The sequence below is a fragment of the Paraburkholderia silvatlantica genome, assembly GCF_003096715.1.
Classification (GTDB): Bacteria; Pseudomonadota; Gammaproteobacteria; order Burkholderiales; family Burkholderiaceae; genus Paraburkholderia; species Paraburkholderia silvatlantica.
In genome coordinates this window covers 19,992-41,861 of the sequence record NZ_QEOL01000031.1, presented here as the reverse complement: position 1 = coordinate 41,861, position 21,870 = coordinate 19,992, and the positions used below count along the sequence as shown (strand labels likewise).

Annotated in this window: 17 protein-coding genes and 1 other RNA gene; 8 read left to right on the top strand and 10 right to left on the bottom strand. The window is 66.9% G+C overall.

Going from position 1 to position 21,870, the window contains the following annotated elements; translation table 11 throughout:
• Positions 1 to 119: 119 nt before the first annotated feature.
• The gene (locus C7411_RS31725) at positions 120 to 650 is read right to left on the bottom strand and encodes a disulfide bond formation protein B (RefSeq protein ID WP_110388011.1); all 531 of its coding nucleotides are present in this window, start codon (positions 648 to 650) and stop codon (positions 120 to 122) included.
• A gap of 151 nt (positions 651 to 801) precedes the next feature.
• On the bottom strand, positions 802 to 2,181 hold the full coding sequence (locus C7411_RS31720; RefSeq protein ID WP_110388056.1) for an amidase: 1,380 nt from the start codon (positions 2,179 to 2,181) through the stop codon (positions 802 to 804).
• 209 nt (positions 2,182 to 2,390) lie between these two features.
• Between C7411_RS31720 and C7411_RS31715 the strand changes: the two genes are divergently transcribed.
• The gene (locus tag C7411_RS31715) at positions 2,391 to 4,148 is read left to right on the top strand and encodes a cation:proton antiporter (protein ID WP_110388010.1); all 1,758 of its coding nucleotides are present in this window, start codon (positions 2,391 to 2,393) and stop codon (positions 4,146 to 4,148) included.
• Between the two features lie 133 nt (positions 4,149 to 4,281).
• Positions 4,282 to 5,676, top strand: a complete 1,395-nt coding sequence (locus C7411_RS31710; RefSeq protein WP_110388009.1) for a gamma-glutamyl-gamma-aminobutyrate hydrolase family protein — start codon at positions 4,282 to 4,284, stop codon at positions 5,674 to 5,676.
• A gap of 107 nt (positions 5,677 to 5,783) precedes the next feature.
• On the opposite strand, the gene C7411_RS31705 is transcribed toward C7411_RS31710, so the two are convergent.
• Both C7411_RS31705 and C7411_RS31700 read right to left on the bottom strand, forming a co-directional pair.
• Positions 5,784 to 6,578: a hypothetical protein gene (locus C7411_RS31705; RefSeq protein WP_133253729.1), complete on the bottom strand. Its 795-nt coding sequence runs from the start codon at positions 6,576 to 6,578 to the stop codon at positions 5,784 to 5,786.
• Between the two features lie 287 nt (positions 6,579 to 6,865).
• On the bottom strand, positions 6,866 to 7,396 hold the full coding sequence (locus C7411_RS31700) for a GNAT family N-acetyltransferase (RefSeq protein WP_110388007.1): 531 nt from the start codon (positions 7,394 to 7,396) through the stop codon (positions 6,866 to 6,868).
• A gap of 336 nt (positions 7,397 to 7,732) precedes the next feature.
• Between C7411_RS31700 and tcuC the strand changes: the two genes are divergently transcribed.
• Complete coding sequence (gene tcuC, locus C7411_RS31695; protein WP_110388006.1) at positions 7,733 to 9,028, top strand: MFS transporter; 1,296 nt, start codon at positions 7,733 to 7,735, stop codon at positions 9,026 to 9,028.
• Between the two features lie 67 nt (positions 9,029 to 9,095).
• On the opposite strand, the gene C7411_RS31690 is transcribed toward tcuC, so the two are convergent.
• The gene (locus C7411_RS31690) at positions 9,096 to 11,033 is read right to left on the bottom strand and encodes a tetratricopeptide repeat protein (RefSeq protein ID WP_110388005.1); all 1,938 of its coding nucleotides are present in this window, start codon (positions 11,031 to 11,033) and stop codon (positions 9,096 to 9,098) included.
• Positions 11,034 to 11,186: 153 nt separating this feature from the next.
• Between C7411_RS31690 and C7411_RS31685 the strand changes: the two genes are divergently transcribed.
• From C7411_RS31685 to C7411_RS31675, 3 genes are all read left to right on the top strand, one after another.
• On the top strand, positions 11,187 to 11,507 hold the full coding sequence (locus C7411_RS31685) for an ArsR/SmtB family transcription factor (protein ID WP_028208195.1): 321 nt from the start codon (positions 11,187 to 11,189) through the stop codon (positions 11,505 to 11,507).
• Positions 11,504 to 12,571, top strand: a complete 1,068-nt coding sequence (locus C7411_RS31680) for a cation diffusion facilitator family transporter (protein ID WP_243413416.1) — start codon at positions 11,504 to 11,506, stop codon at positions 12,569 to 12,571. The genes C7411_RS31685 and C7411_RS31680 overlap by 4 nt, the downstream gene beginning before the upstream one ends.
• A 115-nt stretch (positions 12,572 to 12,686) precedes the next feature.
• A complete protein-coding gene (locus C7411_RS31675; RefSeq protein ID WP_110388003.1) occupies positions 12,687 to 14,375 on the top strand; it encodes an FAD-dependent monooxygenase in 1,689 nt (562 codons plus the stop codon).
• A gap of 42 nt (positions 14,376 to 14,417) precedes the next feature.
• Here C7411_RS31675 and C7411_RS31670 read toward each other — a convergent pair whose 3' ends face one another.
• Genes C7411_RS31670 through C7411_RS31655 form a run of 4 tightly spaced genes read right to left on the bottom strand, consistent with a single transcriptional unit; the run spans position 14,418 to position 19,680 of the window.
• Positions 14,418 to 14,657: a formate dehydrogenase subunit delta gene (locus C7411_RS31670; RefSeq protein WP_110388002.1), complete on the bottom strand. Its 240-nt coding sequence runs from the start codon at positions 14,655 to 14,657 to the stop codon at positions 14,418 to 14,420.
• Positions 14,658 to 14,661: 4 nt separating this feature from the next.
• Positions 14,662 to 17,598, bottom strand: a complete 2,937-nt coding sequence (gene fdhF, locus C7411_RS31665) for a formate dehydrogenase subunit alpha (RefSeq protein WP_110388001.1) — start codon at positions 17,596 to 17,598, stop codon at positions 14,662 to 14,664.
• Positions 17,599 to 17,611: 13 nt separating this feature from the next.
• Positions 17,612 to 19,171, bottom strand: a complete 1,560-nt coding sequence (locus C7411_RS31660; RefSeq protein ID WP_110388000.1) for a formate dehydrogenase beta subunit — start codon at positions 19,169 to 19,171, stop codon at positions 17,612 to 17,614.
• Complete coding sequence (locus C7411_RS31655) at positions 19,168 to 19,680, bottom strand: NAD(P)H-dependent oxidoreductase subunit E (protein ID WP_110388055.1); 513 nt, start codon at positions 19,678 to 19,680, stop codon at positions 19,168 to 19,170. The genes C7411_RS31660 and C7411_RS31655 overlap by 4 nt, the downstream gene beginning before the upstream one ends.
• Before the next feature lie 130 nt (positions 19,681 to 19,810).
• On the opposite strand from C7411_RS31655, the gene C7411_RS31650 reads away from it, so the two are divergent.
• Positions 19,811 to 20,908, top strand: coding sequence for a substrate-binding domain-containing protein (locus C7411_RS31650; RefSeq protein WP_110387999.1), 1,098 nt, complete (start codon positions 19,811 to 19,813; stop codon positions 20,906 to 20,908).
• Positions 20,909 to 21,020: 112 nt separating this feature from the next.
• Positions 21,021 to 21,287: a hypothetical protein gene (locus C7411_RS31645; protein ID WP_110387998.1), complete on the top strand. Its 267-nt coding sequence runs from the start codon at positions 21,021 to 21,023 to the stop codon at positions 21,285 to 21,287.
• A 194-nt stretch (positions 21,288 to 21,481) separates the two neighbouring features.
• Here C7411_RS31645 and ssrA read toward each other — a convergent pair.
• Positions 21,482 to 21,851, bottom strand: a transfer-messenger RNA (tmRNA) gene (gene ssrA, locus C7411_RS31640).
• Positions 21,852 to 21,870: the final 19 nt, after the last annotated feature.

Genomic DNA, 21,870 nt, shown 5'->3' with positions numbered 1-21,870 from the left:
GAAAGTATTTCCCCCGCAAGATGGGGATTATGTGACTTGGGTCATGACGCCGTCACAGCGCGCATGGCGGTGCCGGGCCATTGCGTGCGGCGCGTGCGGCGATCGCGCCCTTTGGCTGGTCAGCGGCGGATGCCGGGCCACGACACCTGACGGCGACGATTGCGCCACAGGCTCAGGGTCACGGCGAGGAATGCGATGACGAAGGCGAGCAGCGACCACACCGGCATGGTCAGGCCGAGCGTCGGCGGATAGGTGGTTTCGCAAAGGCCTTGCACCTTGAACACGCCGGGCAGCCAGTGCGCGAACGGCAGACCGTCGACGATGGGCTGCAGCGTGTCGAAGCCGCAGCTGTAATTGGGGAACGCCTGCACCCAGACGAGCCTCGCGGACGCGACCGCGCCGCCTGCCGCCGAAAGCGCCACGAGCGCTTCGAGCACGCGCACGCCGCGCCAGCTCGTCATACGCGCGCCGAGAAAGGCGAAGACCGCAATCAGGATCAGGAAATAGCGCCCCAGGATGCACAGCGGGCACGGGTCCTGATGTTCGACATACTGGAAGTACAGGGCGCCGCCCAGCAGCGCGAGGCAGATCAGGCCAAGGAGGACCAGCAGGCCGCGCTCGCGGCGCAACAGCGCGTTATCGTCGTTCATGAGGCTCGTTCGTTGTCTCGTTCAGTTCGGGTTGTCTGGCGCAGCGTGCAGGCGGCTGCGACGGCGTGACGGGATTCTAGCGCGAAGGCTGCGCGCGGCGCGGACGTGTCCTTGTCCGCGCGCAGGGGTAGTTGAACGATTCCCGCCCGGGTCAGCGCAGCGGCGCGAGCACAGCTTCGACGCCGCGGCCAATGGCGAGCAGCGCGTCATCGTTGTCAGGCGCGGCTGCGAGCATCAGCCCGACGGGCGCCGCGCCGTAGTGGTGGCATGGCAGCGAGAGCGCGCAGGCATCGAGGAAATTGAACGCGCTCGGGTTGCGCAGCACGAGCGCGTTGGTGCGCGCGAAGACATCGTCGTCGGCGGCGAGCGGGGCGACGGGGGGCGGCGCGATGGGCACGGTCGGCGCGATCACGGCGTCGAAGCGCGACCAGAGCGTGGCCTGGGCTTCGTCCATGACCGCTGCGCGGGCGGCGATCAGGTCCAGATAGTCGGCGGCCGTCGCGTGCTCGCCCTTCAGGATGCGCACCAGCACGCGCGGGTCGTACTGGTCCCGATGCTTCGCAATCAGCTCGCGATGCCACGCATACGCTTCCATCGGCGAGAAGCCGATGCGGTTGATCGCGGCGAAGCGCTCGAAGGCGGCGAAGCGGACTTCGCTCACGATCGCGCCGGCCGCATCGAGATGCTTGAGCGCCGTATCGATCGTTTCTGCGACTTCGGGGTCCACGCCGTCGGTCACGTAATTGGTCAGCACGCCGAGGCGCACGCCTTCGAGGTGGCGCGTGGCCGGGACGTGCGGCGCGAGCCCGGCGAGCACGCGGTCCATGAGCGCGCAGCACGCCACCGTGTTGCCGATCGGGCCGAAAGAGTCGAGCGTGGGGGAGAGCGGCACGCCGCCCGTTTTCGGAATGCGCCCGGCAGTGGGTTTGAAGCCCGTGAGGCCGCAGAACGCGGCGGGAATGCGGATAGAGCCGCCGGTGTCGGTGCCGAGCGCGACGGCGGCCATGCCGTCCGCGACCGAGGCCGCCGCGCCCGAGGACGAGCCGCCCGCCACGCGCGCATCGCCCGCCACGCCGCGGCGCCAGGGCGAAAGCGGCGTGCCGTAGTGCGGGTTCAGGCCGAGCCCCGAGAACGCGAATTCGCTCATATTGGTCCGGCCGACCAGCACCGCGCCCGCATGACGCAGCCGCGCAACGGCGGCGGCGTCCTCTTTGGCGGGCGCCGCATTCGCAAGCGCCGTGGAGCCCGCGCGGGTGACTTCGCCCGCCACGTCGAACAGATCCTTTACCGAGACGGGGATGCCGGCGAGCGGCGAAAGCACGGTGCCGGCCGCGCGCAGGCGGTCGTGCGCGTCGGCGGCGGCGCGCACGCGCCCGGCATCCACGTGCGTGAAGACGGTCGCGCCCTGGCCGGCCGGGTCGGCGATGCGTTCGAGCGCGGCTTCGGCGAGCGCGCGGCTCGTCGTGCGGCCCGCGGCGAGATCGGCCGCGAGCTGGGCGAGGGGAGGGAACGGGGTAAAAGCGGTGGTCATGGTGGCGGAAGACTCGGTCAATGCGCGGCGGCGCGCTGCGCGAAGTTCAGCGGAGCAGGCTGTCAGGCCGCCGGCGAAGGGCGGCAAGGGCGGCGCCTGCAAGGGTCGCATCATTGTAGGTCGGCTTTTTTCCTTGCGTGCGATTTGGCTCAGGCCGCGCATCGGGTAACATGCGCAGAATCGATAGCTATTTGTAAGGAAGGGCCTTCATGCACCACGGAATCGGCTTCATTCAGGATCTGGCAGTCGTGATGGCGATTGCAGGCGTCGTCACCGTGCTGTTTCATCGCCTGAAGCAGCCGGTCGTGCTCGGCTATATCGCGGCGGGCGTGATCATCGGGCCGTACACGCCGCCGTTCCAGCTCATTCACGACGAGCAGACCATCCAGACGCTCGGCGAGCTCGGCGTGGTGTTCCTGATGTTCTCCCTCGGCCTCGAATTCAGCCTGCGCAAGCTCTTCCAGGTGGGCGCGACCGCCATCGTCGCGGCGCTCTCGGAGATCGTGCTGATGCTGTGGATCGGCTACGAGATCGGCCGCGCGTTCGGCTGGGCGACGATGGATGCGCTGTTCCTCGGCGCGATTCTCGCCATCTCTTCGACGACGATCATCGTCAAGGCGCTCTCCGATCTCGGCGTGAAGCGCGAGCCGTTCGCGCAGCTCGTGTTCGGCATCCTGATCGTCGAGGACATTCTCGGCATTGCCATGCTCGTGCTGCTTGGCGGCATCGCGCAGACGGGCGAGCTTTCGCCGGGCATCGCGCTCATCACGCTCGGCAAGCTGCTGCTCTTCATGCTGGTCTCGCTGCTCGCGGGCATCCTGATCGTGCCGCGCGTGCTCGGCTATATCGCGCGCGTGGGCAACGACGAGATGCTGCTCGTCTCCGTGCTGGGCTTTTGCTTCGGCTTTTGCCTGCTCGTCGTGAAGCTCGATTATTCGATCGCGCTCGGCGCGTTCCTGATCGGCGCGGTGATGGCCGAGTCGCGGCATCTGCATCGCATCGAGCATCTCGTCGCGCCGCTGCGCGACGCGTTCTCCGCCATCTTCTTCGTGACGATCGGGCTCATGCTCAACCCGCTCGTGCTGGTCGATTACGCCTGGCCGATCGCCGTGATCTCGATTGCCGTGGTGCTCGGCAAGCTCGTGTCGTGCGGCCTCGGCACCTTTCTCGCGGGCCGCGACGGGCGCACCGCCATGCGCGTGGGCATGACCGTCTCGCAGATCGGCGAGTTCTCGTTCATTATCGCCTCGCTCGGACTCACGCTGAAGGTGACGAGCGGGTTTCTCTATCCGATCGCCGTGACCGTCTCGGCCATCACGACGCTCACCACGCCTTACCTCATCCGCATTGCCGATCCGCTCTCGCAGCGCCTCGCGCGCGCCATGCCGCCCGCCGTCTCGAACGTGTTCGGCATGTACGGCCAGTGGCTGCGCTGCCTCGTGCCGCGCTCCGAGGGGCCCACGATCTTTTCGCTCACGAAGCGCATCGTCGTGCAGATTGCCGTGAATCTCGCGCTCGTCTCGGCGATCTTCATCGGCGTCTCGTACGGTGCGCGCTACGCGGCGCCGCTGCTTGCGCACTGGATCGCCGACGAGCGCATTCAGCGCGTCGTCCTCTGGAGCGCCGCGCTCGTGCTCGCGATGCCGTTTCTCGTGGCGGTGTGGCGCAAGACGCAGTCGCTCGCGCTGTTGCTCGCCGAAGTGAGCGTGCAGCCGGAGAAGGCCGGGCGCTTTACGCGCGCGATCCGCCATGTGATTGCGGAACTGGTGCCCGTGGTCTCGATGTTCGGCGTATTCCTGCTCGTGGCGGCGCTGTCGGGGACGATCCTGCCGCCCACGGGCTTTCTCGTCGGCGTGCTGGTGTGCGCGGCGGCGCTCACCATGCTGCTGTGGCGCTGGTGCGTGAAGATCCACGCGTCGATGCAGATTGCGTTGCGCGAGACCTTCGACGAGCGGCCGGATGCCTGATCCGGGCGTGGTCGAGACGTCCCCGGTGTGACGGGATGTGAGCAATTGTGTGCGGGGGTGGCGGCGGCGTGCCGTGCGACGGATAATCAAGGCCTGTTCATTCGTTCGCGCGCCGCGCGCCTGACCCCACGTCATGAGCGATAACAAATCAGACCAACCCGAGGTTCCTGACGGCACAAACCGTCCTGCCGATGCCGGTCCTGCCGGCGCCCCCGCGGCCTCGTCCTCTCCTCCTGCCGGTTCTCCCGGCGCCTCCGCTGGTTCCTCCTCCGCTTCTTCGTCCGGTTCTCCGCCTGGTTCTCTGCCTGCTTCGCCCTCTGGGGAAGCCGCGCAACGTGCTTCGACCGATGCGCCCGAAAGCGCTTCGACCGTCACGCCCGACGCTGGAGCGGCCGCATCGGCTGCCACGCCTCGCGAGTTGCCGAAGCAGGCGCCGGCGGGCACGACGCCGGGTATTCCGATCAGCGAAACCGCCGAGGCCGGCAAGGCTGCGCCCGCGCCGGCCCCGCATACCGAACCGGCGAGCACGGGCGAGGCGGCAGCGTCTGCTGCGCGGCAACGTCCTGGTGCTGCGCCGGCCGGCTTTGGCCAGGCGCCCGACTTCACGGCGCATCATCCGCCGCCGCCCGGCGCCATTCCGCCGGAGCCGCCGCGTTATCTGCGCCCGAGCGATTCGGCCTGGGCGGTGTTCGGCCGCATCGTCGCGGCGCGTGCGCGGCAACTGTTCGACCGCGCCGGTCAGCGCATCACGCAGCGCACGCTGCGCATCGGCGTGTCGGCGCGGATCTTCCACCCGGAGCCGGGCGCACAAGGGCTGCGCGGCAAGACGCTGCAATACCTGGAGGAGTCGATCGCACACTGGGTGATGTCCCGGGACGTCATCGTGTTCATGATTCCGACGGTCGGGCACCAGGGGATGCTGCACCCGAGCAATATCCGCTTGCGCGATTACGCGAAGCATCTCGACGGCCTGCTGCTCCAGGGCGGCGCCGACGTCTCGCCGCAGACATATGCGGAAATCTCGCCGCGCCCCGAATGGCCGGGCGACCGCGTGCGCGACATGTACGAACTCGAACTGCTGCATGAGTTCGTCGAATCGGGCAAGCCGGTGCTGGGCGTGTGCCGCGGCTGCCAGCTCATCAATGTGGCGTTCGGCGGCACGCTTTATCAGGACATCGCGTCCGACGTGCCGACGGCCGGCGTGCACGTGAGCGAGCATTACGACCAGCATCGCCACGCTGTCACGTTCCCGGAGGGCTCGACGTTTGCAACCCTGTTCCCCGGGCGGCGCGAGGCGATCGTCAACTCGATTCACCATCAGGCCGTGAAGAACCTCGGACGCGACCTGACCGTCGAGGCCGTTTCGGCGGGCGACGGGCTCATCGAGGCGGTGCGCTACCGCCGCTCGCCGTTCGTGGTGGGCGTGCAGTGGCACCCCGAGTTTCATCGCGCGGGCGGCCCCGAACTGCTCGACTGCACGCCGCTGCTCGACACCTTCCTGCGAGCCGCGCGGGAAACCCGCTTCTGATTGCCGACCAGGGGCAATCACAGCGAATCGCAGCAACTCCGTCCTGGCCGCGCGCAACCCGGCAGCTGCCGGGTTTTTTACGGCGCGACGGCGGGCGGACGCGCGAGTCACGGTGCGAATCGGTCGGGCACCTCGGTGATGCGGCGTTGCGAAACATGATTGACCCATTCCGTACTGTCGACCGGCACGGCCGGCGAATTCGATGTCCCTGCAGGGGCATATGTTTTCGCGTAGGAAAGGATGGCCGCGTATTCGTCGGCTTGATTCGCGAGGGTTGGCCGCGGCTCATAGCCTTGCGCTTCCGGGTAGGCGCCCTGCGCGCGATGCGACGTTACCGGACGCGCCTGGCGATATGGCGCAAATGTGCGGACGTCGCGACGCGGATTCGTGCCGTGCTCTGCAACGCGCCGACTGCCACTGCGCTCGGCCGCACGCTCGTTGCTCTGCGCTTCGCGCTGGATCAGTCTCGCGGGCGGCGCGGGCTCGGCACGTACATCGGCCAGACGCCGCGAGGTGTCTTGAACCTTGCTCGCAGTCGGGCGCGGGGTCGCGTCGCCGCTTGCGCTTGCTGACTCGTGCGGTGCATGACTCGCGACGATCCATGCGAGCAGTGCGGCGCCGCCAATCGCGACCGCGCCGCCGGTGAGCCTGCGTGGTTGCGACGACGATGCGTGCTTTGGCGCGCGGTTCGGCGATGCCTCAGGCGTGCGCCGCGCATCGGCGACGCGGCCGGCGGGTGCGCCAACAGGCGCCGCAGCGGGCCTGGGGGGCTGCAGGGCAGGACGGTGCTCGTTGCCCCAGCCAACCGCGGCACGAAACGCTTCGGCGCTCAGACACACCGTGTGCATGATGGCGGCATAGAGCGCGCGCAGTTCAGCGCGCATGCTGAAATGGGGAGGCATTAACGCCCATTCCCGGCCAAACGACGCAGGCAAACAGGCTAGCGGCCGAATGTGCGGCAACGCGAGCGCACCTTCGACCTGAATGAACTGAAATGTGGACATCGATCTCTCGCAACCCCGCTCTGGCGACGGCGCCGCTCAGCGATGTCATCGGCGGCGCGTGTCGATGGGTCGCCTGCGGCGCATGCAATTAAAGGAATGCCGCCGATCATGACCGCCCCCATTTCTGCGTTCCATCGGAAATGGCTTAAATGTCCGGGTTCTTTGCGCTGCGTCTGGAGCGTGCTTCACTCACCGTCGAGCCGGTACACGTAACGCAGTGCCGTGATGTCGATGCCGCCCATGCGGTCGGGCTCCGAGCCCGAATAGGTCCAGCCCTGGCGCTCGTAGAACGCAATCGCGGGCGTATTGCCGTCGAGGACGTACAGATACAGCTGAGTCTCGCCCTGGGCGCGCGCCCAGTCCTGCGCCGCGCGCATGAGCCGCTTGCCGACGCCGGTGCCCTGATGCGCCGGCAGCGCATGGAGATTGTCGAGCAGCACACCCCAGGGGGAGCCCGGCTGGCGTTCGACGCACACGAAGCCCACGGCCGCTCCCGATGCAAGCTCGGCGATCAGGACGAGCCGCCGTTCGCCGCCTGGCGCCTCCATGCGCGCGCGCCAGTAAGCCGCGCGCTCGGCGTCGACCTCGCGTTCGAGAAACGCGGCGGGCAGCAGCGCGCGATACGTGGCCTGCCAGCTTGCGGCGTGCATGGCGGCGAGCAAGGGGGCATCGGCTACGGTGGCCGGGCGCAGCGTGAAGGCTGGGATTTCGGTCATGCGGATGGAGCAAGTCTGGGCGTCTGGATCGGGGCGCGCGTCGGGGGCCGCGCGCCAAGCCCTGCTGCAGGATATTTTGCCCCAATCGAGGAGGCTCGCGGCGGCCTTGCCAGCAATGAAAGAATAATGAATATATATGGTAATAAAAATGGAAGAATTGGCCTGCGTTGATGCTTTTTGCTGGCCTCTTTTAAGGAAATGCCGGAATATCTGACTCCTGGCGCGTACCTCACAATAAAATGCGCGCCCGCGCGACCCTCGCTTTATCGCGAGTGATTGTTTTTCACTGTCCCGCGAGCCGCTCAGGCTTCCCGGACAGTCTCTTCAGAGAATCTCATGTCTACCGCGTCCCACGCATCCCCGAGCGAATCTAAATTCCGGACTGTTTTCCGCGTCGTGAGCGGCAACTTCCTGGAAATGTACGATTTCATGGTCTACGGCTACTACGCTTCGGCGATCGCCCGGACCTACTTCCCGAGCGACAATGCATTCGCTTCGCTGATGCTCACGCTGTCCGTGTTCGGCGCGGGCTTCCTCGTGCGTCCGCTCGGCGCGATCATCCTCGGCGCGTACATCGACCATCACGGCCGCCGCAAGGGCCTCATGCTCACGCTCGGCCTGATGGCGTTCGGCACGCTCGCGGTCGCCGTCGTGCCAGGTTACGCGACCATCGGCATACTCGCGCCGGCGCTCGTGCTGGTGGGGCGCCTGCTGCAGGGCTTCTCGGCGGGCGTGGAACTGGGCGGCGTCTCGGTCTATCTCTCCGAGATCGCGACGAGGGGCAACAAGGGCTTCTACGTCTCGTGGCAGTCGGGCAGCCAGCAGGTCGCCGTGGTGTTTGCCGCGCTGCTGGGCGTGGTGCTGCATCGCCTGCTGCCCGTCGAGCACATGACGAATTGGGGCTGGCGCGTGCCGTTCCTCATCGGTTGCCTGATCGTGCCGTTCCTGTTCCTCATTCGCCGCTCGCTCCAGGAAACGGAGGAGTTCGCGAAGAAGAAGCATCGTCCGTCGATGGGCGAAATCATGGCGTCGATGGTGCAGAACTGGGGCGTCGTGATCGCCGGCATGGGCATGGTCATCATGACCACCGTATCGTTCTACCTCATCACTGCCTATACGCCGACCTTCGGCAAGGAAGTGCTCAGGCTGAACGAGCTCGACACGCTGATCGTGACGGTCTGCATCGGCTTGTCGAACCTCTTCTGGCTGCCGGTTTCCGGCGCGGTTTCGGACCGGGTGGGCCGTCGCCCGATGCTGATCACCTTCACCGTGCTCACGATCCTCACTGCGTATCCCACGGTGCAGTGGCTCGTGGCGGAACCGTCGTTCGGGCGCCTGCTCACGGTCGAGCTGTGGCTGTCGTTCCTCTATGCCTGCTACAACGGCGCGATGGTCGTGGCGCTCACCGAAGTCATGCCCGCCGACGTCCGCACCGCCGGCTTCTCGCTTGCCTACAGCCTCGCGACGACGATCGGCGGTTTCACGCCGGCGATCTCGACGTACCTCATTCACGTGAGCGGCAACAAGGCTGCGCCCGGGGCGTGGATGGGCGTCGCGGGCGTGTGCGGCCTCATCGCGACGCTCGTGCTCTATCGCACGCCGGAAGCCCGCAATCAGTACAAGGCGGCTTGATCCGCGCATCGCGCGGCGAAAGCAAAACAGGACGGGGCGCTCAGGCGTCCCGTTTTTCATGTGCCGCTTACGCGTCGCGCAACTCGCGCGCGACCGTTTCCACGACTTCCCCCCACGCATGCGGGCGCGGCTGACGCACGAGCCGCGCGCGCGGATACCAGGGGCTTTCGTCGGTGCCCGCAAACCAGCGCCAGTCCGCGGCGAACGGCAGCATGACCCAGAGTTTCGCGCCCAGCGCGCCCGCGAGGTGGGCGATCGAGGTGTCGATCGACACGACGCCGTTCAGACGTTCGATCACGGCCGCGGTGTCCGCGAAATCCCGCAGCTTGCCGCCGAGCCGGTGGATCGAGCGGGCGCGCGGATGCGCGTCGAGCGCCGCGTGTTCGGCGGCGCTGAGTTCGGGCTGCAGCACGATCCAGTCGATACCGTCGAGCGCGAAGAGCGGTTCGAGCGCGGCGAGCGCAATCGCGCGATTCTCGTGCTTCTGGATGCGGCCGGACCACGCAAGGCCGATCTTGCGGCGCGCCTGGCCGCCCAGCGAGCCGCGCCACTTGCGCCTGTAGGCCGCGCTGGCGTTGAGGTAGGGCGTGCGCGCGGGCAGCGTGTCGATGCTCGTGCCGAGCGCGAGCGGCAGCGAGAGGAGCGGGCAGTGCAGATCGGCGGCGGGCCGGGGCGCGCCCTGCTCGACGAGCGTGACGCGCCAGGCTTCGGCTGCGGGCGCGATGAGCGGCACGAGCGCGCGCTGCACTTCGAGCACGACGCGCGCGTTGGTCTTCTGCGCCGTCGCGACGACTTGCGGCACGAAGCGCACGAACTGAAGCGTGTCGCCGAAACCCTGCTCTGCCTCGATCAGCAGCGTGCGGCCGTTCAGGGGCTCGCCGTGCCAGCGTGGCAGCGCGCCTTGCGGCGTGCGCGGCGCGATCGGTGCGTTCACCCGCGGGGGCGGAGCGTAGCCCGCGCCTCGCGGTGCGTTGGCGTGCGCCTCGTCGCGTGCGGCCGGATCGAGCCGCCATTCGTACTCGGGCAGTCCGCGCCGGAAGTCGCCGAGCGTGAGCCATGTGAGCGCCCGGTTCAAATGCGCGGCGGCCAGATCGGGCCGCACGCGCAGCGCTTCGTCGAAGGCGCGCAGCGCGGCCGCATGCCGGCCGAGCGCGTGATGCGCCGCGCCGAGCGCGAGCCAGGCGAGGGCAAATTTCGGATCGAAGCCGATCGCACGCTCGTAGGGGCCGATGGCTTCGTCATGGCGGCCGAGCGCGGCAAGCGCATTGCCGAGCCCGAAGAGGGCCGGCGCGAAATGCGGCTGCAGCGACAGCGCCGTTTCGAAGGCCGCCACGGCCTCGGCGTGATGGCCAGTCGCATCGAGCGTATTCGCGAGATTGAAATGCGCGGCGACGAAGCGCGGCTGCGCGCGCAGCGCCTGCTGGAAATGTTCGACCGCGCTCGCGCTGTCGCCAAGCGCGTTGAGCGACATGCCGAGGTTGTTGTGCGCGCCTGCGTGGCCCGGGCGGATCTTGAGCGCGCGGCGAAACGAGTCGGCGGCTTCGGCATGGCGGCCAAGCGCGTGCAGCGCATTGCCGAGATTGTTGTGCGACGAGGCGTCGCCGGGCTGCAGGCGCACGGCCTCGCCGAACGCGTACATCGCGTCCTCGTGCCGGCCGATCGCCGCATACGCGTTGCCGAGGTTGTAATGCGCGAGCGCAAAGGCGGGCGCGAGCGTGAGGGCGTTGCGAAAGCGCTCGATCGCGCCTTCCAGTTCGCCGAGCGCCTTGAGCGCGTTGCCGAGGTTCAGCTGGAGCGCGGCGTCGTCAGGGCGCAAGGCGACTGCACGGCGCACGAGGTCCGCGGCTTCGGCATGCTGGCCTCGCTGATGCCGCAGCACGCCGAGCAGATGCAGCGCATCGACGTGCACGGGATCGGCGGCGAGCGTCGCGCGGTAGTCGCGCTCGGCGTCGTCCAGCCGGCCGTCGCGATGTGCGGCGTACGCGCGGACAAAAAGCTGTTCCATGACTGAAGAAGCAAAACGATCGAGACACAAAGGCGGCATTTTCCCACACTCGCGGACCCAGTCCCGAAGTTGGCCAAATGTTGATCGAAAGTTGACGGGCATTCGTTGTCGAACTAACATTTGAACACTTGTTCATATGTATCGTATGTAGTCATGACCCCAGTTTCCGATGACGAGCGCGTCGTTCCGCTCGCCGACCTCTTCCGTCTGCTCGGCGACGCCACGCGCCTGCGCATCGTGCTCGCGTGTGTCCAGGACCGGATTGCCGTGGGAGCGATTGCCGACACGCTCGGTTTGTCGCCGTCGCTCGTGAGTCACCACCTGCGGCTGTTGCGCGCCGCGCGCGTCGTGCGCGCCGAACGCGAGGGCAAGCAGGTGTTCTATGCGGCTGCGGACGCGCATATCAGCGCGATGATCGCCGGCATGCTGGAACACGTGGCCGAACCCTCGGCGCAATGGCAGGAGGGCGCATGAGCGCAGCGGATCACGAACACGCGCACAACGCCGAAGGCGCCGGGAAGCATGTGCACGAGCACGAGCACGGCCACGGCCATGCGCACGAGGACGCCCACGCGCCGCACGGGCATGGTCACGCGCACGGCCACCATCACCACGCGCCCGTCGCGGGGCACGGCCGCGCGTTCGCCATCGCCGTCGCGCTGAACGTTTTCATCGTCGTCGTGCAGACGGTGTACGGCGTGCTCGCGCATTCCACCGCGCTGCTCGCCGATGCCGGCCACAATCTGTCCGACGTGCTCGGCCTGCTGCTCGCCTGGGGCGCCGCGTGGCTCGCAACACGCCGTCCGTCGGCGCGCTTCACGTTCGGGTTCGGCAGTTCGTCGATTCTCGCCTCGCTCGCCAACGCCGCGCTGCTCCTGCTCGCGTGCGGCGCGATCCTCGCGCAAGCGCTTGGCCGGCTGTTCCATCCGGCGCCGGTCGCTGGCTTCGACGTGTTCGTCGTGGCGACCATCGGCATCGTGGTCAACGGCTTCTCGGCGTGGCTTTTCGTGCGCGGGCAAAAGGACGACCTGAACATTCGCGGCGCCTTCCTGCACATGGCCGCCGACGCCGGCGTTTCCGCCGCCGTGGCCATGAGCGGTCTGCTGATTCTTGCGACGGGCTGGAGCTGGATCGATCCGCTCATGTCGATCGCGGTCGTGCTCGTGATCGTCTACGGCACCTGGGGGCTATTGCGCGAGTCGGTGCGGCTTGCCCTGGCTGCGGTGCCCGAGAACGTCGACATCGTGCGCGTGCGCAGTTTCCTCGCGCAGCAGGAAGGCGTAATCGACGTGCATGACCTTCACGTCTGGGCGCTTTCGACCACGGGCTGCGCGCTGAGCGCACACCTCGTGATGCCGGCGGGGCACCCCGGCGACGCCGCGCTCGATCATATGGTCGAGTCGCTTCAGGGGCGCTTCGGCATGCGGCACGTGACGTTGCAGGTGGATCTCGGCACGAGCGAGCATCGCTGCGCGCTGGACGTGCCGGACGGCGCGCACAGACACACGCAGGCGCACGGGCATCCGCACGCGCACTGAGCGCGGGAAGCCGCGCAGCGACTTTCCGCTCGATTCAGACCGCATTTGATGCGCTGCCGCGCGACCAGTCCCGGCGCGGGCGATACACTAAGGGCCTGCTCACATGGAGGTCTGCATGGCCGTGGCTTCTTCTCTCGCGCCCGTGCTCATCGTGGGCGCGGGACCCACCGGGCTCGCCGCGGCGATGAGTCTTGCGCGCGCGCATATTCCCGTGCGGCTCATCGATCGCGCGCCGCAGCCCGGACGCCACTCGCGGGCGATCGGCATTCAGGCGCGCACGCTCGAACTGTTCGAGCAGCATCGCATCGTCGAGCCGTTTCTCGAACTCGGCCACCGCGCGCATATTGCGAATCTCTATTCGAACGGCCAGCGCCGCGCGCGGCTCGACTTCGATCCGCTTTTCACGCGCTATCCCTATCTGCTCTTCATTGAACAGACCGTCACCGAGCGCATTCTCGCCGGGCATCTCGCAACGCTCGGCGTGGAGATCGAGCGCGGCTGCGAACTGCTGGAGTACACCCAGGGCTCGGCCGGCGCGAGCGCGGAAGTGCGCCGCCCCGACGGACGCGTCGAGTCGCTGCGCTGCGCCTACGTGATTGCCGCCGACGGCGCGCATAGCACCGTGCGCCACCGTCTCGACATGAAGTTCGACGGCGAGACGATGGCGCAATCGTTCCTGCTCGCCGACCTGAGCGCGAGCACGCCCTGGTCCGACGACGAGTTCCATATCTTCGCCTCGGGCGACGGTCTCGCCGCGCTCTTTCCGTTCGGCCACGGCCGTTACCGCCTGATCGCCGATCACAAGGCCATGCTGCCCGCCGCGCCCGAAGGCACGATCCCCGTGCCCACGCTGGCTGAATGCCGCGACATCATCCTGCAGCGCGTGCACCACCCGGTGTCCGTCTCGGACATGAGCTGGGCTTCGTACTTCAGCGTGAACAGCCGCATGGTGCGGCAACTGCGCGTCGAGCGCACTTTCTTTGCCGGAGACGCCGCGCACGTGCACAGCCCCGCAGGCGCGCAGGGCTTGAACACGGGTATCCAGGAAGCCTTCAATCTGGGCTGGAAGATCGCACGCGTGCACGCGCGCGGCGCGCCCGAGCGCCTGCTCGACACCTATCACGCGGAGCGTTACCCGATCGAGCGGCTCGTGCTGCAGCAGACGAGCTTCATGACGCAGCTGGTGGAAGCCGATCACGGCCCGCTCAAGCTGCTGCGCGAGCGCGTGATGCCGGCGCTCGTCGCGCTCGGACCGCTGCGCGACGCGGCGCGCCAGGCGGTGAGCGAGCTGTCGATCCAGTACCGCCGCAGCCCGCTCACGCTCGAGCGCGTGCTGGACGGCGGCCCGCGCGCGGGCGAGCGCGCCCCGGACGCATTCGTGCGCGTGGTGGACGGTCCGCTAGGCAAGGCGCCGGGCAAGGGGCGCATCTTCGATCTGCACGACCCGGCGTGCTTTTCGTTGTTTCTGCTGGTGGAGGGCGACGCCGACGCTGCAGCGGCGAAAAACGGCGCGCAAGCGAGCGCAGCGCTCATGCGTTTTGTGCAAGCCGTCGAGCGGCTGTTTCCGCAGGCGTTGCGGGTCTGGTGGATCGCCGAGCTCGACAACGGCGAGACGCCGCTGGCGGGCGAGGGCGCGGCCTCGCTAACCGAATCGTACGGGCGCACGCGGCCCGCGTTTTATCTGGTGCGGCCCGACGGCTATATCGGCGCGCGGGGGCGTCCCGCGTCGGACCTCAATGCGCTGCTGCGCCACTGCGAGACGTGGTATGCCGCTGCGGGCTTTGCACAGGCGCCGCCGGTCTGAACCGCGCGGCGCCATGCGTCTGATGGGGCGGGCCGGCCCGGCTCAAGCCGCCGCGGGCGCCAGCGCCTCGCGATGCTTCGTGAGCGAGGCAAGCACGATCTCCGTGAAGCCCGCTTGCTCGCCTTCGCCATCGAGCGCCGCGAGCAGCCTGCGGCGCATGCGCGGCTCCCAGAACTTGCGGATGTGCTCCGCGATGCCCGTGAGCGCTTCTTCGCGATCGGGCAGCGAGTCGAAGAACATGCCTATCTGGTTCGCCATTTCGATCAAGTGATCCGCTTTCATCGCTTTATTTCCCTGAGGTTGTAAGCGGTTCGCGCTTGCTCAGCAGTTCGAGCTGGGTCGTGTTGAAGCGCGAGTATTCGCGCTGCCACTCCGAAGGCTGCTGCACGTGGCTGACCTGCACGGCCGTCACCTTGTACTCGGGGCAGTTCGTGGCCCAGTCGGAGGCGTCCGTGGTGATGACGTTCGCGCCCGACTCGGGGAAGTGGAACGTCGTGTAGACCACGCCCGGCTGCATCCGCGTGCTGACCTTCGCGCGCAGCACCGTATGCCCTGCGCGCGATTCGATGCCCACCCAGTCGCCGTCGCGAATGCCGCGGTCTTCGGCGTCCACCGGGTGGATCTCGAGGCGGTCCTCCTCGTGCCAGCGCGAGTTCTCGGTGCGGCGGGTTTGCGCGCCCACGTTGTACTGCGAGAGGATGCGGCCCGTCGTGAGCAGGAGCGGGAAGCGGCGCGTGACCTTCTCCGGCGAGGCGATGAACTTCGTGATGACGAACTTGCCCTTGCCGCGCACGAATTCGTCGATGTGCATGATCGGCGTGCCATCGGGCGCCTGCTCGTTGCACGGCCACTGGATGCTGCCCATCTCGTCGATCTTCTTGTACGAGACGCCGTGGAACGTGGGCGTGAGCCGCGCGATCTCGTCCATGATCTGCGACGGATGCGTGTAGTCCATCTCGTAGCCGAGCGCGCGAGAGAGCAGGATCGTCACTTCCCAGTCCGAATAGCCTGCGACAGGCGGCATGACCTTGCGCACGCGCGAGATGCGGCGTTCGGCGTTGGTGAACGTGCCGTCCTTTTCGAGGAACGACGAGCCCGGCAGCAGGACGTGCGCGTACTTTGCCGTTTCGTTCAGGAAGATGTCCTGCACGACGATGCATTCCATCGACGAAAGCGCGGCCGCCACATGCTGCGTGTTCGGGTCGGACTGGACGATGTCCTCGCCCTGGCAGTACAGGCCCATGAAGGTGCCGTCGAGCGCCGCGTCGAACATGTTCGGAATGCGCAGGCCCGGCTCGCTTTGCAGCGCGACGTTCCAGGCGCTTTCGAAGAGGCCGCGCACGGTGGCGTCGCCCACGTGGCGATAGCCGGGCAGCTCGTGCGGGAACGAGCCCATGTCGCACGAACCCTGCACGTTGTTCTGGCCGCGCAGCGGATTCACGCCCACGCCTTCGCGGCCGATGTTGCCGGTGGCCATCGCGAGGTTGGCGATGCCCATCACCATGGTCGAGCCTTGCGCGTGTTCCGTGACGCCGAGGCCGTAGTAGATCGCCGAGTTGCCTTGCTGCGCGTAGAGGCGCGCGGCGGCGCGCACCTGCCCGGCCGGCACGCCGGTCACTTCGGCCATGGCTTCGGGCGAGTTTTCCGGCAACGAGACGAAGTCGCGCCATTGCTCGAATGCGCGCGTTTCGCAGCGCTCGGCCACGAACGCCTCGTTGACGAGCCCTTCGGTGACGATCACGTGCGCGATCGAGTTGACCATCGCGACGTTGGTGCCCGGGCGCAGTTGCAGGTGGTACTCGGCCTTCACGTGCGCGGTATCGACGATGTCGATGCGGCGCGGATCGACGACGATCAGCTTCGCGCCCTGACGCACGCGGCGCTTCAGGCGCGAACCGAACACGGGGTGGCCGTCGGTGGGGTTCGCGCCGATCACCATGATCACGTCGGATTGATCGACGGAAGCGAAGGTCTGCGTCCCCGCCGATTCGCCGAGCGTCGTCTTCAGGCCGTAGCCCGTGGGCGAGTGGCACACGCGTGCGCAGGTATCGACGTTGTTGTTGCCGAACGCGGCGCGCACGAGCTTCTGCACGAGGTACGTTTCCTCGTTCGTGCAGCGCGACGACGTGATGCCGCCGATCGAATCGCGCCCGTGCTTCGCCTGGATGCGGCGGAACTCGCTCGCGGCGTAGTTGATCGCTTCTTCCCAGCTCACTTCGCGCCAGGGGTCCGTGATCTTCGCGCGAATCATCGGCTTCTTGATGCGGTCCTTGTGCGTCGCGTAGCCCCACGCGAAGCGGCCCTTCACACAGGCGTGGCCTTCGTTCGCCTGGCCGTTCTTGTGCGGCACCATGCGCACGACTTCGTTGCCCTTCATCTCGGCCTTGAACGAGCAGCCTACGCCGCAATAGGCGCAGGTCGTCACGACCGAATGTTCGGCCTGGCCCAGCATCACGACGGTCTTTTCCTGCAGCGTGGCGGTCGGGCATGCGGCCACGCAGGCGCCGCACGACACGCATTCCGAGTCCATGAACGATTCGCTCGCACCCGCCGCCACGCGCGATTCGAAGCCGCGCCCGGCGATGGTCAGCGCGAACGTGCCTTGCGTCTCTTCGCAGGCGCGCACGCAACGATTGCAGACGATGCACTTCGACGGGTCGTACGTGAAGTACGGATTCGATTCGTCTTTCCTGTCTTTCAGGTGGTTCGCGCCGTCAAAGCCGTAGCGCACTTCGCGCAGGCCCGTCACGCCGGCCATGTCCTGCAGTTCGCAGTCGCCATTGGCGGGGCAGGTGAGGCAATCGAGCGGGTGATCGGAGATGTACAGCTCCATCACGTTGCGGCGCAGCTTCTGCAATTGATTGCTTTGCGTGCGTACCTTCATGCCCGCTTCGACGGGTGTCGTGCACGAAGCGGGATAGCCGCGGCGGCCTTCGATTTCCACGAGGCACAGGCGGCACGAACCGAACGGTTCGAGCGAATCGGTGGCGCAGAGCTTCGGCACGTTGATGCCGGCCTCGATGGAGGCGCGCATCACCGACGTGCCGGCCGGCACGGTGACGGACTGGCCGTCGATTTCGAGCGTGACGTCCACATCGGCGTGGACGGGCGGCGTGCCGTAATCGGTGTCGTCGAGGGGCGAGCGTTGCTTCATGGCTGCCGATTTGCAGGCGCAATTGCCGGAACCGCAACCACCGGCTTGGGACATGAGCGTGTCGGACATGGTGGTTCCTCGTTCAGGCGGCCGCCGGTTGTTGGGCGACGGGTTCGAGACCGAAATCTTCAGGGAAATGGTTGAGCGCGGAGATCACGGGGTAGGGCGTCATGCCGCCCATCGCGCAGAGCGACCCGGACACCATGGTGTCGCACAGGTCGCGCAGCAGCGTGACCTGCTTTTCGGACGTGTCGCCCTTGCGGATCTTCGCGATCACCTCGACGCCGCGCGTCGAGCCGATACGGCACGGCGTGCACTTGCCGCACGATTCGAGCGTGCAGAACTCCATCGCGTACTGAGCGAGTTCCGCGAGATTCGACGTGTCGTCGTGCACGACGAGGCCGCCGTGACCCACGACCGCGCCAACCGCCGCATACGCTTCGTAGTCCATGGGAATGTCCCACTGGCTTTCCGGCAGATAGGTGCCGAGCGGGCCGCCCACCTGCACGGCGCGTGCCGGACGGCCGCTGGCGGTGCCGCCGCCGTAGTCGACCATCAGTTCGCGCAGCGTTACGCCGAACGCAAGCTCCACGAGCCCGCCGCGCGCGATATTGCCCGCGAGCTGGAACGGCAGCGTGCCGCGCGAGCGGCCCATGCCGAAGTCCTTGTAGAACGCCGCGCCCCTGGCAAAGATGATCGGCACCGTAGCGAGCGTGATGACGTTGTTGATGACCGTGGGCTTGCCGTAGAGACCGGAGAGCGCGGGCAGCGGCGGCTTGGCGCGCACGATGCCGCGCTTGCCTTCGAGCGATTCGAGCAGCGCCGTTTCCTCGCCGCACACGTAAGCGCCCGCGCCCTTGGCCACGAACAGTTCGAAGCGCTTGCCGCTGCCGAGCACGTCGTCGCCGAGCCAGCCCGCCGCGCGGGCGCGCCGGATGGCTTCCTCGAGCGCCGCGATCGAATGCGGATACTCGCTGCGCACGTAGATATGGCCAACGGTCGCGCCCACCGCGATGCCCGCGATCGTCATCCCCTCGATCAGCACGTACGGATCGCTTTCCATGACGAGGCGGTCGGAGAACGTGCCCGAATCGCCTTCGTCGGCATTGCAGACGATGTACTTCTGGTCGGCTTGCGCGTTCGCAACCGTGCGCCACTTGATGCCGGCCGGGAACGCCGCGCCGCCGCGGCCGCGCAGGCCCGATTCGAGGAGCGCTTCGCAGATAGCGGCGCCGGTCATCTTCAACGCGTTGCGCAAACCTGCGAGGCCGCCGTGGGCGACATAGTCGCCGGTGGAAAGCGGGTCGGTGATGCCGATGCGCGCGAAGGTGAGGCGCTGCTGCTTGCGCAGATACGGAATCTGCTCGACGAGGCCGACGCTGCGTGCGTGCAGGCCGCCTTGCAGGAAGCCGGCGTCGAAGAGTGCGCCGACTTCGTCGGGTTCGACGTTCGCGTAGCCGACGCGGCCGTCGGGCGTTTGAACTTCCACGAGCGGTTCGAGATAAAGCAGGCCGCGCGAGCCGTTGCGCACGAGTTCGATGTTCGCGCCGCGCGCGGCGGCTTCGCGTTCGATGGCCTCGGCAATCGCGTCTGCGCCGAGCGCGAGGGCCGAGGAGTCGCGGGGAACGTAGATGCGGATCATGCGGCCTCCTCGGTGGGGACGGTCGCGAGCGCGGCAGCGTAGAGCTTGTCGAACTTCTGCGGGGTCACTTTTGCGTGCAACGTGCCGTTAATCATCATGGCGGGCGAGAGCGCGCATTGACCGAGGCAATAGACGGACTCCAGCGCGACCGGGCCTTCATGCGCGTGCGCGTGTTCGGCGTCGTGGCCGTGCTGTCCGAACCGGCAGCCCGTGTGCGCCTCGACGTGCTGCGCGAGCGCCTCACTGCCCATGCTGCGGCAGGCCTCGGCGCGGCACAGCTGGACCGTGACCGGCGCGGGCGGCGCAGTGCGGAAGTGGTGATAGTAGGTGATCACGCCGTGGACCTCGGCGCGCGAAAGATTCAGCGCCTTCGAGAGCGGCACGACCGTGGCCGGCGGCACGAAGCCGGCTTCGTCCTGGATCGCATGCAGGATCGCAAGCAGCGTGCGGCCTGGTTGCGCGTGGCGCAGGACGAGATCGTCCGGCGCGCTAGCAGTTGTCTCTTCCATCATGGGGCTTCTCCTGGGCATATATGCACTTGTTATTCATAAAGTGTGCATCTATGCTGCGGTTGTCTTGTTGTCTGACCGAACAATAGGCCCGTGGAAAGGCAGATGCAATAGGAAGGGAAATTTCATAATGATCAAGGTCGAGTGCCATGCGCAGCTAGTCGTGCGCGACGCGGAAGGCCGCGAGGCAAGCCTGACGGACGTTGTGCCGTTGCTTGCGCTCGTCGCCGAAGAAGGAAGCATCGCGCAGGCCGCGCAGCGTAAGGGTTTGTCCTATCGCCATGTGTGGGGTGTTTTGCGTGAAGTGGAAGAGCGCCTGGGGGGCGCGCTGATCGCGAAAGCGCGTGGCCGTGGGTCCGTGCTTTCCGAATTGGGCGAGGCTGTGCTGCGCTCGCAGCGCCTGTGCGGGGAGCGGCTGCAGGGCAACCTCGAGGCGCTGGCAAGTGAAGTGGCGAGCGACCTGAACCGCTGGCTCGCACCCGATGCGCAGGATCTGCGCATCCATGCTTCGCACGGCTACGCGGTGGCGGCGCTCGTGACGGCGCTCGTCGCCGACCAGGTGCCGGTGGAGATCAAGTACCGCGACAGCGTGGACGCGATCACGGCGCTCGCGCGCGGCGAATGCGATCTCGCGGGCTTTCATCTGCCGCGCGGGGATTTTCGGGCCGCCTGCGCCAACGCCTACCGCAGCTGGCTCGACCCGCAGCGGCACGTGCTCATCCATCTCACGCAGCGCAAGCAGGGCCTCTTTGTCGGGCGCGGCAACCCGAAACAGATCACGGGTCTCGCCGATCTCGCGCGCGGCGACATCCGTTTCGTGAACCGGCAGCCGGGCTCGGGCACGCGCATGCTGATCGACCTGCTGCTGACACGTATCGGCGTCGATCCCGAGCGCGTGAACGGCTATGCGTCGTCGGAGCTGACGCATTCGGCGATCGCCGCATTCGTGGCGAGCGGAATGGCCGACGTGGGCTTCGGCGTGGCGCCGGCAGCGCACCATTTCGGGCTCGATTTCATCGAGATTGCAGACGAAGACTACTATTTCGCGTGTGATCGCGGTCATCTCGCGCATGAGCCGTTGGCGACGGTGCTGGGTTTGCTGCGCGGAGCCGGGTTTCGTGCATCGGTCGCGCAACTGAAGGGATACGATCCAGCGATGTGCGGCGACGTGGTGGAACTCGAAGCGGCATGGGGCGGGCCGCGCGAGGGCGACGTGCGGGCATTGTAATGGAAGGCAACGGATTGGCCGGACTACGCTGCAGACTGAGGCGCTTTTTGTGATACTTTCAGTTCGTATTCGCCCTCACGTTTCAGATGCGCGCTCGTCGCGCCGATCGACCATGAAATTTGTTCTCAAAGTAGGTGCTGCAGCCGCTACGGCAGCAGCGTTGTTGGCTACCTTCAACGTTGCTTTCGCGCAGAATTCCCCCGGCGTCCCGGGTGGCATTCTGAGCGATCAGTTCAAGTTCAACGAGCATCCGCAAATGCAGTTCGCCGCTTCGGCGCCGTCGGGCAAGTACCAGCATGGCAAGCCGACCGCCGCGCGCAAGCGTGGCGATCTGGGCGATCCGAACGGCTGTAATCTGCAGTGTCCGCAGGACAATTAATGGTGTAAAGGCGGCAGCTACGCGGCTTGTGGCGTAATGAAGAAGAACTCGCGAGGTCCGAGAGGGCCGTCGCGAGTTTTTTGTGTGCGCGCTGCCCGGTTAGCCGGCGATCGGAACCGGTGGAAAGCAAAAAGCCCCGACAGCCTTGCGGCGCCGGGGCTCGAGTCCGTTCGTCGTGGACGACCGGAAATATCTGGTGGAGCCGGCGGGAATCGAACCCGCGTCCAGAAGCAGTCCATAACCAGTTCTACATGCGTAGTTCTGTCATTTGATTTAACCGCAGCGACGCGGACGAACACGCTGCGCTACGGCGATTCACTCAATTTTCGACCTTGGCGTCGTGACGCCACCAAGGCTTAACTGACGTAAATGACCTCTGGCGGTATTGCTACCGGTCTTGCGACACTAGCCCGTCAGTGAGCCAGGCAGAGGACGGCGGCCCTTAGGCTGCCAGTGCGAACGTATCGTCGTTTGCAGTTACGTTTTTCCCATTGATTAACGAGGTGACGGGTCCTCGGCATGCCCTGATTACTTCATAACCCCTGTCGAAACCAGGTCGGCCCCAGAGAAAAATACAATTATC

Bases quoted from the DNA above. Each gene is read 5' to 3' on its own strand.
- C7411_RS31725 (WP_110388011.1), bottom strand. From the start codon at position 650: ATGAACGACGATAACGCGCTGTTGCGCCGCGAGCGCGGCCTGCTGGTC.
- C7411_RS31720 (WP_110388056.1), bottom strand. From the start codon at position 2,181: ATGACCACCGCTTTTACCCCGTTCCCTCCCCTCGCCCAGCTCGCGGCC.
- C7411_RS31715 (WP_110388010.1), top strand. From the start codon at position 2,391: ATGCACCACGGAATCGGCTTCATTCAGGATCTGGCAGTCGTGATGGCG.
- C7411_RS31710 (WP_110388009.1), top strand. From the start codon at position 4,282: ATGAGCGATAACAAATCAGACCAACCCGAGGTTCCTGACGGCACAAAC.
- C7411_RS31705 (WP_133253729.1), bottom strand. From the start codon at position 6,578: ATGCCTCCCCATTTCAGCATGCGCGCTGAACTGCGCGCGCTCTATGCC.
- C7411_RS31700 (WP_110388007.1), bottom strand. From the start codon at position 7,396: ATGACCGAAATCCCAGCCTTCACGCTGCGCCCGGCCACCGTAGCCGAT.
- tcuC (WP_110388006.1), top strand. From the start codon at position 7,733: ATGTCTACCGCGTCCCACGCATCCCCGAGCGAATCTAAATTCCGGACT.
- C7411_RS31690 (WP_110388005.1), bottom strand. From the start codon at position 11,033: ATGGAACAGCTTTTTGTCCGCGCGTACGCCGCACATCGCGACGGCCGG.
- C7411_RS31685 (WP_028208195.1), top strand. From the start codon at position 11,187: ATGACCCCAGTTTCCGATGACGAGCGCGTCGTTCCGCTCGCCGACCTC.
- C7411_RS31680 (WP_243413416.1), top strand. From the start codon at position 11,504: ATGAGCGCAGCGGATCACGAACACGCGCACAACGCCGAAGGCGCCGGG.
- C7411_RS31675 (WP_110388003.1), top strand. From the start codon at position 12,687: ATGGCCGTGGCTTCTTCTCTCGCGCCCGTGCTCATCGTGGGCGCGGGA.
- C7411_RS31670 (WP_110388002.1), bottom strand. From the start codon at position 14,657: ATGAAAGCGGATCACTTGATCGAAATGGCGAACCAGATAGGCATGTTC.
- fdhF (WP_110388001.1), bottom strand. From the start codon at position 17,598: ATGTCCGACACGCTCATGTCCCAAGCCGGTGGTTGCGGTTCCGGCAAT.
- C7411_RS31660 (WP_110388000.1), bottom strand. From the start codon at position 19,171: ATGATCCGCATCTACGTTCCCCGCGACTCCTCGGCCCTCGCGCTCGGC.
- C7411_RS31655 (WP_110388055.1), bottom strand. From the start codon at position 19,680: ATGGAAGAGACAACTGCTAGCGCGCCGGACGATCTCGTCCTGCGCCAC.
- C7411_RS31650 (WP_110387999.1), top strand. From the start codon at position 19,811: ATGATCAAGGTCGAGTGCCATGCGCAGCTAGTCGTGCGCGACGCGGAA.
- C7411_RS31645 (WP_110387998.1), top strand. From the start codon at position 21,021: ATGAAATTTGTTCTCAAAGTAGGTGCTGCAGCCGCTACGGCAGCAGCG.